Genomic DNA, 13,548 nt, shown 5'->3' on the forward strand with positions numbered 1-13,548 from the left:
AGAGTAGGGAGATAAAACGAAAAAAGGTCCGACGAATCGGACCTTTTTTCTTGATACTGGCGGAGCGGACGGGGCTCGAACCCGCGACCCCCGGCGTGACAGGCCGGTATTCTAACCAACTGAACTACCGCTCCGTTTACTCTGATCGGTTCTTCACTTTGCAAATTGCCGGAACCTGGTGGGCGCTGAGAGGCTCGAACTCCCGACCTAATCCTTGTAAGGGATCCGCTCTACCAACTGAGCTAAGCGCCCGTCACTTTGTTCCGGTTTCTTGCCAACGTTTGTCATCACGTCCGAAGAGGCCCGAATCATAGCGTATCCCTTCAAAAACGTGCAAGGGTTTTTCAGAAAAAAGTGAACAGGAATGCAGCGTGCCACTTTCTCATATACAACAAACTGTTGTAAGGATGTATGCGGCCGGCTGTATTCCTTGCATAAGGATATACACATAATCGACAATTGCCGTTTTACACGCCGGCAATATTTAGACATCAACAACCAGGTGCGAGTTTGCCGAGGCCCACAGCCTGCCCTACCCGGGTGCCTCAGGAGAGACAGCGGAGACAACGCGGCAGTTTTTTTCACTCTTCCCTAGGAAAAACTCAATGATCAAGATGTCCAAGATGCACAAGCGCGTCCTCGCCGCGCACGGCGCGCTGCTGGCGCTGGCCGCCGTACCCGGCGGCGCGGCCCTGGCCCAGACTGCGCAGGCGACCCAACTGCAGACGGTCACCGTGACCGCGCAGCGCCGTACCGAAAACATCAAGGAAGTACCGGTGTCCGTCACCGCCATCAAGGGCGAAAAGCTGGACGTGCTCGTGTCCGGCGGCGCAGACATCCGCCTGCTGGCGGGTAAAACCCCCAGCCTGAACGTTGAGTCCTCGAACGGCCGCACGTTCCCGCGTTTCTATATCCGCGGCTACGGCAACACGGACTTTTCGGAATTCGCGTCGCAACCCGTGTCGCTGGTCTATGACGACATCGTCCAGGAAAACCCGATCCTCAAGGGCTTCCCGATCTTCGACCTGGCCGGCGTGGAAGTGCTGCGCGGCCCGCAGGGCACGCTGTTCGGCCGCAACACCCCGGCCGGCGTCGTGAAATTCGAATCCGAAAAGCCGAATTTTAAAAAGGTCGAGGGTTACTACAACCTGTCGTACGGCACTCACGGCACCACCAACGTCGAAGGCGCGGTCAACGTGCCGCTGTCGGACAAGTGGGCGATGCGCGTGTCGACCCTGCGCCAGCACCGCGACGACTTCGTCGACAACTACAGCGACATCGCGAAGACGAACAAGACCGGCGAACTGGACGGCTACAACGAACACGCCGAACGCGTGCAATTCCTGTACAAGCCGGATACCACGTTCAGCGCCCTGTTCAACGTGCACCAGCGCACAACCACCGGCAGCGCCCGCCTGTTCCGCGCGAACCTGATCAAGAAGGGCACGAACGACATCGTCGACGGCTACGACCTCGACAGCATCGTCACCAACGCCCAGAATTTCCAGAACCTCAAGACGAACGGCGCCAACGCCCGCATCACCTGGGACCTGGGTCCGGTCCTCTTCCACTCGATCACCGGTTACGAGTCGGTCGGCAATTACTACAGCCGCGGCGACATCGACGGCGGCACGCCGCAAGGCCCGGGCTTCATCCCGTTCCAGTCCGAGACGGGCGGCTTCATCGACGACCTGAAGCAGTATTCGCAGGAATTCCGCGTCGAATCGAAGGATGCGGGCTCGCTGCACTGGCAGGCCGGCGTGTACTACTTCAAGGAAGACGTGACGGGCGGCAGCGACGGCTACAGCAGCGCCACCGGCGCCCGCACGTCGCGCCAGTCCAGCGAGCAGAACAACAAGGCCTGGGCCGCGTTCGGTTCGGTGATGTACAACATCAACGACGCCCTGTCGGTGCGCGGCGGTATCCGCTACACGGACGACAAGAAGGACTTCCACACCGTCACCGCGATCGGCTTCACTCCGGTCGGCCCGAACAGCGTCGGCGAAAGCAAAGACAAAATCAACTGGGATCTGTCGAGCACGTACAAGCTGAATGCCGACGTGAACCTGTACGCCCGCATCGCGACCGGCTTCCGTGCCCCGAGCATCGCGCCGGCCTCGACCTTCGCTCCGGTGGGCATCACCGTCGCCGACGCCGAGACCATCACGTCGTACGAAGGCGGCATCAAGGCCGACCTGTTCGAGCGCCGTGCCCGTGTCGCGTTCTCGCTGTACGACTACGACGTCAAGAACCAGCAGCTGACCGTGGTCGGCGGCAACACCAACGTCACCAAGCTGATTAACGCGAAGAAGACCGAAGGCCGCGGCGCCGAATTCGACTTCGAAGGCCTCGTGACTCCGGACCTGCGCGTCGGCGCCAGTGCCTCGTACAACTTCACGGAAATCCGTGACCCGAGCCTGTCGCTCAGCAAGTGCGCAGCTTGCACGATCACCGACCCGCTCAACGCCGCCGGCAACGTCGTGATCGACGGCAATCCGCTGCCCCAGGCACCGAAGTGGATCATGAACCTGAACGCCCGCTACAGCATGCCGGTGGGCGATGGCGAGTTCTACGTTTACACTGACTGGTCGTACCGTTCGAAGATCAATTTCTTCCTGTACGAAGCGAAAGAGTTTACGGGCAAGCCGCTGACGGAAGGCGGCCTGCGCCTGGGCTATATCTGGGCGGACGGCAAGTATGAAGTGGCCGCCTTCGGCCGCAACATCCTCGACCAGCGCCGCATCACCGGTGCGATCGACTTCAATAACCTGACGGGCTTCACCAACGAACCGCGCACCTACGGTGTTCAGTTCAAAGGCAACTTCTAAGGTTTAGCGAGTCGTTGGACAGAAAGGCCGCGAGCGATCGCGGCCTTTTTTTTGCCCCAAAGATTGTGCCAAAAACCGGGCTCTGACCCCGAATTGACGACTTCAGATCAAACTTGCGGAGAAGGTCGTGCGACACGATTGAGCTATCTCAACGCCCATAAATTGGATCTGTGGGCAACGCCAGAAAGTCACCGTACATTGTTAATTCACGGGCAGTTTTATTGGCGATATCTTCTTCTGTTGAGTTCACATTTTTCCGAAGAATCTAGGTTTTAGCGCTATCAGATCGGCGATGTGTTGTATAGACATCGAATTCAATTGTGAAATTTCTACACGGTTATTCCTTTCGCGCTAATCTGCCGTGTCCGCTTTCAGACGGGCAATCGGTGCTCACAAAATGACGCCGAACAACTAGATCTCAGGCAATCCTGCCTGCGGAAAATCAAACTTTTGTGTTTTTCTAAAAGGAATAAACATGAAGTCTCAGCAATCGAAGTATCCGGCAATGTTGAAACTGTGCGCCGTGGCCGTCCTCGGTCTCGGCGCCGGCGTCGCGGGCGCGGGGACGCCCACGAACGTGCAGGCCGCACCCGCCGGGAAGCAGATGGTCGTCGCGGACCTGACCGACCGCATCATCGTCAAGTACAAGGACGAGAGCGCACCGGTTGCCGTCAAGAGCGCGAAAGGCATGGCGACCATCAGCCGCAGCGCCGCGCCGCTGGCGGCATCGCGCAAGGCCATGGTCGACCGCGCCGGCCAGCAGTTCGGCATGCTGGTGAAGGAATCGCATTCGATCGCCACCGGCGCCCGCGTATTCAAGCTGGACCGCAAGGTGTCGCTGGCCGACGCCGCCAGGCTGGCCGCCGACCTGAAGGCGCGCGATGCCTCCGTCGAGTACGCCGAGCCGGACCGCATGATGCACCCGCTGTTCACGCCGAACGACTCGATGTACAGCCAGCAGTGGGATTACTTCGAAGCGACCGGCGGCATGAATCTGCCGGCCGCCTGGGACAAATCGACCGGCACCGGCATCCGCGTGGCCGTGATCGACACGGGCTACCGTCCGCACGCCGACCTGTCGGGCCAGATCCTGGCCGGCTATGACTTCATTTCCGATACTGCCGTGTCGAACGACGGCAACGGCCGCGACAGCGATGCCAGCGACCCGGGCGACTGGGTGACGGCGGGCGAGTGCGGCAGCGGCCAGCCGGCCGAGAACTCGAGCTGGCACGGCACCCACGTGGCCGGCACCATCGCCGCGCTGACGAACAACGGCACCGGCGTCGCCGGCATCGCGTACGGCGCCAAGGTCGTGCCGGTGCGCGTGCTCGGCAAGTGCGGCGGCTACACGTCGGACATCGCCGACGGCATCATCTGGGCGTCGGGCGGCACCGTGTCCGGCGTGCCGAACATCGCGGCGCGCGCCCAGGTGATCAATATGTCGCTGGGCGGCGGCGGCGCCTGCGACACGACGACGCAGAACGCGATCAACAGCGCCCGTTCGCGCGGCACCGTGGTCGTGGTCGCCGCCGGCAACGAGTCCCAGAACGCCAGCAACAGCAACCCGGCCAACTGCGCCGGCGTGATCGCAGTGGCGGCGACGAACCGCTCCGGCGGCCGCGCCTCGTACTCGAACTACGGCACCATCGTCGACGTCGCGGCACCGGGCGGCGATACCGGCGCCGGCATCCTCTCGACGCTGAACGCCGGCACCACGTCGCCGGGCGCCGACAGCTACGCTTCGTACATGGGGACGTCGATGGCGACGCCGCACGTGGCGGCCGTCGCTGCGCTGATGTTGTCCAAGAACCCGGCCCTGACGCCGGACGACGTCGAAGCCCGCCTGAAGTCGAGCGCACGGCCGTTCCCGGCCAGCTGCTCGGGTTGCGGCGCCGGCATCGTCGACGCCTCGGCCGCGATCGATGCGGCTGCCGGCACCGGCGGCGGCGGCACGACGATCTCGGAATCGGAGTCGAACAACACGGTCAGCACCGCCGACAGCGTGACGACGTCCGGCACGACGGTCAACGGCACGATGGGCAGCTCGACCGACTCGGACTATTTCGTCGTCCAGCTGCCGGCCGGCAAGACCCTGACCGCGACGATGACGCCGAACGCGAGCTCGGACTACGACCTGTACATCTACAACAGCGCCGGCACCTTGCTGTCGTACAGCGAGAACGGTACGGGTTCGGTGGACAGCGCGACGTCGTCGAACACGGGCTCGAGCACGTCGGCCCGCTATGTGCGCGTCGTGTACTACGCCGGCGGCACCGGGTCGACCAGCGGCAAGTACACGCTCAAGCTGACTTGGTAACGCCTGTTATAACAGGAATAATTACCGTTAAAATTCAATCACTTAACTGAAATTTTCCTGTTGTAAAAAACCCGAAAACGGCCCGTTGCGGGCCGTTTTTCGTTACGCTGCCCAGTTCGCTTAGTTCGGTACTCCCGGAAAGGATGCAGCATGACGCAGCGCCACACGATGTCCCCGATGTTGAAACTTTGTGCCGCGGCCCTGATCGCCGCCGCCCCGCTGGTTGCCGGCGCCGCCGGCCAGGACGCGGGCCTGGGCACCCATTACGTGGTCCAGACGGACCGCCTGATCGTCAAGTACAAGGACGACGGCGACACGTCGAAGACGGGCGTGGCGGCACGCGGCATCGACCGCGCGCGCCAGGCGCTGATCGACCGCGCCGGCCAGACCTACGGCGCCACCCTGCGCGCGCTGCGCGCGACGGCGAACGGCGCGAACGTCCTGCAACTCAACCGCACGATGTCGCTCGACGAGGCGCGCCAGCTGGCCGCCGAGCTCAAGTCGCGCGACGCCAGCGTCGAGTACGCCGAGCCGGACCGCATCATGGTCCCGCTGGCCACCCCGACCGACCCCAGCTACACCCAGCAGTGGGACCTGTACGAGGCCACCGGCGGCATCAACGCGCCGGCCGCCTGGGACAAGTCGACCGGCGCCGGCATCAACGTGGCCGTGATCGACACGGGCTACCGTCCGCACGCGGACCTGTCCGGCCAGATCCTGCAGGGCTACGACTTCATCTCCACGAGCACCGTCGCCAACGACGGCGGCGGCCGCGACGCGGACGCCAGCGATCCGGGCGACTGGGCACCGGCCGGCAGCTGCGGCACGGGCATCCCGGCCGCGGACCAGAATTCGAGCTGGCACGGCACCCACGTGTCCGGCACGATCGCCGCGAAGACCAACAACGGCCTCGGCGTCGCGGGCATCGCCTACAACGCCAAGGTCGTCCCGGCGCGCGCGCTGGGCCGCTGCGGCGGCTACACGTCGGACATCGCCGACGCCATCGTCTGGGCGTCGGGCGGCACCGTTACCGGCGTGCCGGCCAATGCCAACAAGGCGCGCGTGCTGAACCTGTCGCTGGGCGGCAGCGGCGCCTGCGACACGACGACGCAGAACGCGATCAACAGCGCCCGTTCGCGCGGCGCCGTGGTGGTCGTCGCGGCCGGCAACGCGAACACCAACGCGTCGAATACCAACCCGGCCAACTGCGCCGGCGTGATCACCGTCGCCGCGACGAACCGCGCGGGCGGCAAGGCGTCGTATTCGAACTACGGCACCAACGTGACGATCGCGGCACCCGGCGGCGACAACGGCGCCGGCATCCTGTCGACCCTGAACTCGGGCACGACGACGCCGGCATCGGACAGCTACGCCGCGTACATGGGGACGTCGATGGCGACCCCGCACGTGGCCGGCGTCGTTGCGCTGATGCTGGCGGCGAATCCGAACCTGACGCCGGACGACGTGGCCGCCAAGCTGAAGTCGACGGCGCGCGCATTCCCCGCCCCGTGCTCGGGCTGCGGCGCCGGCATCGTCAATGCGGCGGCTGCCGTGAACGCGGCGCTGGCGTCCGCCACGACCACGGCGCCTCCGACGACGACGGCCGTGACCTGGACCACGTGCGCCACCGAAGGCGGCACGTGCTCGTTCAGCGGTACGCGCGACGTACGCTACGGCACCGCCACGAGCTTCGTGACGAAGACGTTCACGAGCGCCGTCAAGTGCTCGAACACCGTGTTCGGCGACCCGGCGCACGGCATCGTCAAGTCGTGCAGCTACTCCAGCGCGACGAAGTAATACCTGCCTCATCCGCCGCCGCGTCCTGCGGCGGCGTTCCCACTTGCATTAAACCCACAATCCGACGATACTGTATGCAATTACAGTAGTCGCTCGGCGCGGGCGACCGTCACCGTGAACGCCCACGTCCGCAAGATCATCCACTGCGATTGTGATTGTTTCTACGCATCCGTCGAGATGCGCGACGATCCGTCCCTGCGCGGCCGGCCGCTGGCCGTGGGCGGGCGGGCCGAGCAGCGCGGCGTGGTGGCCACGTGCAACTACGAAGCGCGCCGCTACGGCATCCACTCGGCGATGGCGACGGCGCAAGCCGTCAAGCTGTGCCCGGACCTGATCCTCATTCCGCCGAACATGGAAAAGTATCGGGTCGCGTCGCGCCAGATCATGGACATCTACCGCGACTACACCGACCTCGTGGAACCGCTGTCGCTGGACGAAGCCTACCTCGACGTGACCAACTCGCCGCACTGCAAGGGCAGCGCCACGTTGATCGCCCAGGAGATCCGCCGGCGCATTGCCGAGACGGTCGGCATCACGGCGTCCGCCGGCGTCGCGCCGAACAAGTTCGTGGCCAAGATCGCCAGCGACTGGAACAAGCCGGACGGCTTGTTTCTCGTGAAGCCGGGCGAAGTCGACGCCTTCGTTGCCGCGCTGCCCGTGAAAAAATTGTTCGGCGTGGGCAAGGTGACGGCTGCCAAGCTGCACAGCCTCGGCGCGCAAACCTGCGGCGACCTGCGCGACTGGAGCATCGACAAGCTGCAGCAACACTTCGGCTCGTTCGGCACGCGGTTGCACGACTTGTGTCGCGGCATCGACTACCGCGACGTGAATCCCGTGCGCGAGCGCAAATCGATCAGCACGGAGGAGACGTACACGCCGGACGTGCCGGATCTGGCCGCCTGCCTCGCGCTGCTGCCCGACCTGTACGAGCACTTGCTGGGCCGGATCAAGCGCAATAATGCTGAAAAATTCATCAACAAGTTATTTGTAAAAATTAAGTTTGCCGATTTCCAGCGCACGACGGTCGAGTGCGTCGGCTACGCGCCGAACCTGGAGACGTACCGCCACCTGATGGAGACGGGCTGGTTGCGCGCGAGCCGTCCCGTGCGCCTGCTGGGCGTCGGCGTGCGGCTCAGCGATACGGAGACGGTCGAGCAGCTGAGCTTGTTTGACGAACGTGCAACACATTAAAAAACCATCGCCAACGACGTGAATTTTGCCGCCAGTCAGCGTGTAGAATGTCGTTCCTTTGAAATATCGAGATAACTGGAAGCAACGTTATGTGGTTCAAGAATCTTCAGATCTACCGCCTGCCCGCACCGTGGAATTTTTCCCCTGAACAGATGGAAGAGGCGCTGCAGTCGCAGGCGTTCACGCCCGCCAGCAGCAATGAATTGCTGCGCCAGGGCTGGGATTCGCCACGCGGCAACGGCAAGCTCGTCCACGTCGTCAACAAGCAGATGCTCATGATGCTGGGCACGGAAAAGAAATTGCTGCCGAGCTCGGTCATCAACCAGGTCGCCAAGGCCAGGGCCGCCGAGCTGGAAGAGCAGCAGGGCTTCCCGCCGGGCAAGAAGGCGATGAAGGAACTCAAGGAACGCGTGGCCGACGAGCTGCTGCCGCGCGCCTTCTCGATCCGCGGCAACGTGTGGACGTGGATCGACCCGGTCAACGGCTGGCTCATCGTCGACGCGGCCAGTCCGAGCAAGGCCGACGACGTCATCAAGCTGCTGCTGAAGGCCGTCGACAAGATGCCGCTCGAATCGCTGCGCGTGCAGCGCTCGCCGGTCGCCGTGATGACGGGCTGGCTGGAATCGGACGAGGCGCCGTACAACTTCACGATCGACCAGGACACGGAACTGCGCGCCACGGGCGAAAGCAAGGCCGCCGTGCGCTACGTGAAGCACTCGCTGGACCCGGAAGACATCCGCCGCCACATCGCCGCCGGCAAGCAGTGCACGCGCCTGGCCATGACGTGGAACAGCCGCATCTCGCTCGTGCTGACCGAGCAGCTGGCCGTCAAGGGCATCAAGCCGCTGGACGTGATCAAGGAAAACGAGACCATCACCTACAGCGATGACGAACGCTTCGACAACGACGTCATGCTGATGACCGGCGAGCTGGCCAAGATGCTGGCGGATCTGGTCGAGGCGCTGGGCGGCGAGGCGAAGGCGTAATTTGGCGGTGTGCATGGTGGGCACCCCGTGCCCACCGATCGTGCCGCGCCAACAAAACGGCCTGGATGCATGTCCGGGCCGTTTTGCTTTTATTTCGCCGCCGCCACTTCCTCCGTGGTCGCCGGCTCCTTCTTGCCGCCGCCGGTTTCCGGCTGGCCGCCCGTGTACGTCGGCGTCTCGCGGCGCTGTCCCGGCGCCGGCTTGCCCGGCAGCGGCTGCAGGGCCCTGGCCTGGTCCAGATCGATGCCGGCGACCTCGGCCACGCGGCGGCCATAGTCCTCGTCGCAATGCCACAGATGCCACACCATGCGCAGCTGGATCACGTCGGGACATTTCCTGAGGTCGCCGCCGACGTTGTTGACGAGTTCGTCGCGCTCCCAGTCCGCGAACGTGCGGTAGCGCTCGCCCGCTTGCCGGTAGTCGTCGGCCGTGCGGCTTGTCTGGTAGCGCCCCAGGTGGCCCTCGACGTGCTGGTGATAATCCTTGTCCGGCTGCGGCGCTTCACCCAGGCCGCCCAGCAGGCTCGGTTCGTAATTGATGTGTTTTTCTTCGCCGCCGCCGTCGACATAAAACGTCATCTGGCCGTCGCGCTGGTTCGTGCGCGCCATGGCTTTGTCTTGCGGGGCATTGATCGGTAGTTGCAGGTAGTTCGGACCGATGCGGTAGCGCTGGGTGTCCGAGTACGACAGCGTCCGGCCCTGCAGCATCTTGTCGTCCGAGAAGTCGACGCCGTCGACGAGCACGCCCGTGCCGAAGGCCGACTGTTCCGTTTCGGCGAAGACGTTGTCCGGGTTCTTGTTCAGGACCATGCGGCCCACGGGCAGCAGCGGGAACTGGTCTTCCGGCCAGCGCTTGGTGTCGTCGATCGGGTCGAAGTCGAGTTGGGGATGTTCGCCGTCGCTCATGACCTGCACGCAGAATTCCCATTCCGGAAACTCGCCGCGCTCGATCGCATCGTACAGGTCGCGCGTGGCGTGGCTGGTGTCGTGCGCCTGGATTTCGGCCGCTTGCTGGCTCGTCAGGTTGCGCACGCCCTGTTTCGGTTGCCAGTGGAATTTGACGAGGTGGGCGATGCCCTGGTCGTTCACGAGTTTATACGTGTTGACGCCCGAGCCTTCCATCTCGCGGTAATTGGCCGGGATGCCCCAAGGGCTCTTGACCCACGTAACCATGTGCAGCGCTTCCGGATGGCTGCAGATGAAATCGTAGAAGCGCCACGGCTCCTGCTGGTTCGTGACGGGGTCCGGTTTGAAGGCGTGGATCATGTCCGGGAACTTGATCGCGTCGCGGATGAAAAAGACCTTCAGGTTGTTGCCCACGAGGTCCCAGTTGCCGTCGACCGTCTTGAGCTTGACGGCGAAGCCGCGCGGATCGCGGGCCGTCTCCGGCGAGTCCTTGGCGCCGATCACGGTCGAGAAGCGCACGAACACGGGCGTCTGCACGCCTGTCTCGTTGAGCACGCGGGCGCGGGTGTACTTACCGGCCGGCTCGTCGCCGATCTTGCCGTAGGCTTCGAAGTAGCCATGCGCGCCCGTGCCGCGCGCATGCACCACGCGCTCGGGGATGCGTTCGCGGTCGAAGTGGGTGATCTTTTCGATGAACTGGTAGTTCTCGAGGGTGGCCGGACCGCGTTCGCCGACGGAACGCATGGCCTGGTTGTCGCGGACGGGATGGCCCTGGCGCGTGGTCAGGGTGGGGCGCTGCTCGCTCATCGCAATGGCTCCTCAGGTTCGTGGGGAAAACCATTATAGGAACTGGCGACCGCGCGCAGCGCCCGGCACACCGGGGTCAGAGCCCGATTTTGGGAAATTTCCAAAATCGGGGCTCTGACCCCGGTGGTGGGTTACAGTGCCTGGAACACGCCCGCTGCGCGGTTCTTCGTGACGTTATCCCAGGTGAACACTTTGCCGTTCATCGCCACGTAGACGCCCGGCGGCAGCGTCTGCGCCGCGGCGCAGGCGAAGCCCAGGTTGAACAGCGCGTCCGAGTTGGCGATCTCGTACGGGATCATGGCGCCCGTGAAGACGATGGTCTTGTCCGACACGGCCGCGCCCAGCACCTCGGCCGTTTCGCGCATCGTATCCGTGCCATGCACGATCACGATCTGCTTTTCGCTGGCGCCCTGGCACGCGGCCAGCACGTTCCGGCGGTCGCTGTCCTGCATGTCCAGCGAATCGAGCAGGGAGACGACCTGCAGCTCGACGGGAATGGTCATGCGGGAACGCGCGATGACCTCCGGCAGGTGGCTTTCGGCAAAGCCCAGAACGCCGTTGAGTTCGTTGTAGTGTTTGTCGAAAGTGCCGCCGGTGGCGATGATCCGCAAAGTCATGATGATTTGAAAACTCGGTAAAAAAAGGTGGGTAATGATAGCCGCAAACCGTAGTGTATCCGTATGTGTCTGCGCTAGAATCGTTCGGATCGGATGAGTATCCTTTCTCCTTTTTGGGCCGAGCCCGTCTTCCCAATGAAACCCGTCGCACCCGGAACCGTCATCTTCCACCGCCATCGCGGTTATGGCGTCATCACCCACGTCAACCTGCTGACAGGCTGGATTTCCGCACGCTTCGGCAACGAAACGCGTACGCTCGACCTGAACCTGTCGACCGACGAAGTGCAGCACGCCGACGGCGAAGCGATCCTGTTCCGCCGCTCGCCGCCGGACCGCATGCCGCATGCGCGCCTGATGGCGATGGTGCGCGAGCTGCACAAGGCCGGCTACGAAAAATTGTATTTGTATTCCTGGCCGAAACCATCCGGGCTGCACTGGCGCTGGCATCTGTTCACGGGCCAGCGCGACTGGATGCAGCGACCCTGGCGCGAAGGCTGGTACGGCTCCGGTGCCGACTACAACAACAATCCCGTGATGGGCTGGAGCGACGCGCCCGGCGCCAGCACGGACGAGCTCATTCACGCGCTGGCGATGTTCGACCCCGAAGGCCTCGCGCGCGCGCTCGGGCGCGACGACGACCACACGGCCTGGTTCGCGAACGTGTGCGACGCGCTGCTGCCAGGCTACATGTATTCCTTCGACATGGCGCCGATGCAAAAGAACGCGGACGGCGGCCTCGTCGAGATGCCGCCGGTGCCCGTCGTGCCCGTGCGCGCCGGGCTACCCGCGTACGCCGGGCCCGTGATCGATTGGCCGCCCGGATGGGCCGGATTGTGGACGCGCCGGCACGAGATGCCGATGCGTAAGCCCAATTTCACCGGCGAGCCCGAGCTCGGGTGAGTCGTTGGGCACGTGACGTATGCGGTTTGTTGGCGTAACGCGTGGGCGGATGGCCGCCCACCCTACGAAAGCACGTCCGCATTCAGGATATTGGTCGGATTTCCGTTCGCGAACTGCACGACATTCTCGAACGCCGCCCGGAAATACAGCTCATAACTGTCGCGCTCGACATAGCCCAGGTGCGGCGTCGCCAGCACGGTCGGAATCTTCAGCAGCGGCGCATCCGCCGCCAGCGGCTCGCTCGTGAACACGTCCAGCGCCGCCTGGCCCGGCCGGCCCTTGCGCAGCGCATCCTCCAGCGCGCCTTCCTCGACCAGTTCCGCCCGGCTCGTGTTCACGAACAAGGCGTCGCGCTTCATGCGGCCCAGGTCGTCGGCCGTGACGATGCCCCGCGTCGCATCGTTCAACCGCAGGTGCAGCGTCACCACGTCGGCCTGCTCGAAGAACGCCGCGCGCGTCGGCGCGGCCGACAAACCGTCCGCGGCCGCGGCGGCACGGCTTTTTTCGCTGCCCCACACCATCACCTGCATGCCGAACGCCTTCGCATAGCCCGCGATCAGGTGCCCGATCTTGCCGTAGCCCCAGATGCCCAGCGTGCGGCCTTTCAGTACGCGGCCCAGGCCGTTGAGCTCGGGATTGATCGAGGCCGTCTGCCACAGCCCGTCCTTGAGGTTATTGGCGTAGGGCACGATCTTGCGGCTGGCCGCCATGATCAATGCCCACGCCAGCTCGGCGGGCGCGACGGGCGAGCCGATGCCCTCTGCGATCGCGACGCCGTGCTCGGTCGCGGCCACCACGTCGATGTGGCCGGCGACCTTGCCCGTCTGTGACAGCAGCTTGAGATTCGGCAGCTTGGCCAGCAGCGCGCGCGGAAACGTGGTGCGTTCGCGGATCAGCACGAGGGCGTCGAACGGCGCCAGGCGGATCGCCAGCTGGCCCAGGCCGCGGGTCGAACTGTTGAACACTTTGACGTCGTGGCCGTCCAACAAACGGAAGCATTCGAGGCCGCGTACGGCGTCTTGGTAATCGTCAAGGATCGCAATTTTCATGGGTGTTGGCAGATGTTATCGGCAAGAAAGTAATGAAATGACAGAATTTGAACGGCAGGAAATAGCCTACTACATTACTCAACCAAAATTCCTACATTTTTGTTATTGAAGCATTTGAAACGGGTTTGCGCAGGTGTAGAATCGACCAGAC

General features: G+C 63.8%; 9 protein-coding genes and 2 tRNA genes. 6 read left to right on the forward strand and 5 right to left on the reverse strand.

Translation table 11 applies throughout. From position 1 onward, the window contains the following. Nucleotides 1-57: 57 nt before the first annotated feature. Both ASC93_RS04650 and ASC93_RS04655 read right to left on the reverse strand, forming a co-directional pair. Nucleotides 58-134 (reverse strand) — tRNA-Asp (locus tag ASC93_RS04650). 42 nt (nt 135-176) lie between these two features. Then, nucleotides 177-252: transfer RNA gene (locus tag ASC93_RS04655), tRNA-Val, on the reverse strand. 353 nt (nt 253-605) lie between these two features. Between ASC93_RS04655 and ASC93_RS04660 the strand changes: the two genes are divergently transcribed. The 5 genes from ASC93_RS04660 to ASC93_RS04680 all read left to right on the forward strand — a co-directional run bounded on the left by ASC93_RS04660 (nt 606) and on the right by ASC93_RS04680 (nt 9,119). After that, nucleotides 606-2,828 carry a TonB-dependent receptor gene (locus ASC93_RS04660; RefSeq protein ID WP_056437813.1) on the forward strand — a complete coding sequence of 741 codons (2,223 nt, stop codon included), beginning with the start codon at nt 606-608 and terminating at the stop codon, nt 2,826-2,828. Between the two features lie 475 nt (nt 2,829-3,303). Beyond that, entirely contained in the window at nt 3,304-5,145 is a 1,842-nt protein-coding gene (locus ASC93_RS04665) for a S8 family peptidase (RefSeq protein WP_056437817.1), read from the forward strand. A 150-nt stretch (nt 5,146-5,295) separates the two neighbouring features. Then, nucleotides 5,296-6,942: a S8 family peptidase gene (locus tag ASC93_RS04670; protein WP_056437820.1), complete on the forward strand. Its 1,647-nt coding sequence runs from the start codon at nt 5,296-5,298 to the stop codon at nt 6,940-6,942. 114 nt (nt 6,943-7,056) lie between these two features. Then, nucleotides 7,057-8,133: a DNA polymerase IV gene (dinB, locus tag ASC93_RS04675; RefSeq protein WP_056437823.1), complete on the forward strand. Its 1,077-nt coding sequence runs from the start codon at nt 7,057-7,059 to the stop codon at nt 8,131-8,133. 89 nt (nt 8,134-8,222) lie between these two features. Then, entirely contained in the window at nt 8,223-9,119 is an 897-nt protein-coding gene (locus tag ASC93_RS04680) for a recombination-associated protein RdgC (protein WP_056437827.1), read from the forward strand. An 89-nt stretch (nt 9,120-9,208) separates the two neighbouring features. Here ASC93_RS04680 and ASC93_RS04685 read toward each other — a convergent pair whose 3' ends face one another. Together ASC93_RS04685 and ASC93_RS04690 are read right to left on the reverse strand one after the other, a co-directional pair. Further along, complete coding sequence (locus ASC93_RS04685; RefSeq protein WP_056437832.1) at nt 9,209-10,831, reverse strand: catalase; 1,623 nt, start codon at nt 10,829-10,831, stop codon at nt 9,209-9,211. A 131-nt stretch (nt 10,832-10,962) separates the two neighbouring features. Further along, nucleotides 10,963-11,448 carry an asparaginase domain-containing protein gene (locus ASC93_RS04690; protein ID WP_056437836.1) on the reverse strand — a complete coding sequence of 162 codons (486 nt, stop codon included), beginning with the start codon at nt 11,446-11,448 and terminating at the stop codon, nt 10,963-10,965. A gap of 135 nt (nt 11,449-11,583) precedes the next feature. On the opposite strand from ASC93_RS04690, the gene ASC93_RS04695 reads away from it, so the two are divergent. Continuing rightward, nucleotides 11,584-12,348, forward strand: a complete 765-nt coding sequence (locus ASC93_RS04695; protein WP_056437840.1) for a hypothetical protein — start codon at nt 11,584-11,586, stop codon at nt 12,346-12,348. A gap of 62 nt (nt 12,349-12,410) precedes the next feature. On the opposite strand, the gene ASC93_RS04700 is transcribed toward ASC93_RS04695, so the two are convergent. After that, nucleotides 12,411-13,397: a D-2-hydroxyacid dehydrogenase family protein gene (locus tag ASC93_RS04700; protein WP_056437846.1), complete on the reverse strand. Its 987-nt coding sequence runs from the start codon at nt 13,395-13,397 to the stop codon at nt 12,411-12,413. Nucleotides 13,398-13,548: the final 151 nt, after the last annotated feature.

The organism is Massilia sp. Root335, assembly GCF_001425685.1.
GTDB classification, from domain to species: domain Bacteria; phylum Pseudomonadota; class Gammaproteobacteria; order Burkholderiales; family Burkholderiaceae_D; genus Telluria; species Telluria luteola.